General features: G+C 77.8%; 1 protein-coding gene. It reads right to left on the bottom strand.

What is annotated here, in order from left to right; translation table 11 throughout:
• On the bottom strand, positions 1-1,132 hold a 1,132-nt coding region (locus tag AB0C29_RS49705), incomplete at both ends, for a pyridoxal-dependent decarboxylase (protein ID WP_360835544.1).

Below are 1,132 nucleotides of genomic sequence, written 5' to 3'. Positions count from 1 at the left end.
GGGCCCGCCCGCCGCCGCCCCGGCGGGGTCCCCCCACCCGCACCCCCCCCGGGCCCCGCCGCCCGGGGGCGTGGCGCTCCAGCCCGGCCGCCCCCCCCCCCCGCCGGGCCAGGTGCTGGGCCAGGTCGAGGTGCCGCTCCACCATGGCGCGGTGACCCTGCCGCCCGTACGCGGTCAGCGTCGCCCAGATCGGCAGCGACCGGGCCCGCCGCGACGACTCGGGCCCGTACAGGCCGTAGCCGCCACCCGGGTCCTGCGGTCCGGGCAGGTACGCGGCCCCCGGCATCCCGAACGCGGTGCCCAGCCGCTCCGGCTCCCGGATCAGCGCGAACCCGCTCTCGTAGGGCACGTTGAGCCACTTGTGCCCGTCGGCGGCGATGGAGTGCGCCCGCTCGATCCCCCGCACGAGGTGCTCGCTGCGCGGCGACAGGGCGGCGAACAGCCCGAACGCGCCGTCGACGTGCAGCCAGGCGCCGTACCGTTCGGCCAGGGCGGCCAGCGCGTCGACCGGGTCGAAGTCGCCGGCGTTGACCTCACCGGCGTTGGCGATGAGCACCGCCGGGGCGCCACCGAGCCCGGCCAGCCGCCGCTCGACGGCCTCGAGGTCGACCCGGCCCACGTCGTCACGGGCGAAGACCTCGACCGCGTCCCGTCCGTGCCCGAGCATCTGCAGGGCCTTGCGGGCGGAGGCGTGCACGTAGCCCCCGGAGAGCACCGGCATCCGCGGCAGCCCGGACAGCCCGTCGCGGACGGTGTCGGCGCCGTGGCGCTCACCCCACCACTGGGTGGCGCAGCCGAGGGAGGTGAAGTTGGCGAAGGTCGCGCTGCCGACCAGCGCCCCGCCCCAGCCGGCCGGGAGCCCGAACAGCTGCCGCAGCCAGTCGAGCACCACCGTCTCCACCTCGTGCGCGAAGGGCGACGACACCCGGGCGAACGCGTTCTGGTCGAGCAGCCCGGCGGTCCAGTCCGCGGCCAGCGCGGCCGGGGTGCTGCCGCCGGTGACGAAGTGGTTGAACCGGGGGCCGGACGACGCCGTGGCGGTGGCCGTGCCGATCTCGAGGAGCCGCGCGACGGCCGCGGCGGTGCCCTCGCCGGCCTCCGGCAGCGGACCGGCCAGGCCGGCGTGCAGTTT

Origin of the sequence: Actinoplanes sp. NPDC048791 (genome assembly GCF_040650095.1) — a bacterium.
Classification (GTDB): Bacteria; Actinomycetota; Actinomycetes; order Mycobacteriales; family Micromonosporaceae; genus Actinoplanes.
This window is presented reverse-complemented; position numbering and strand designations above follow the sequence as displayed.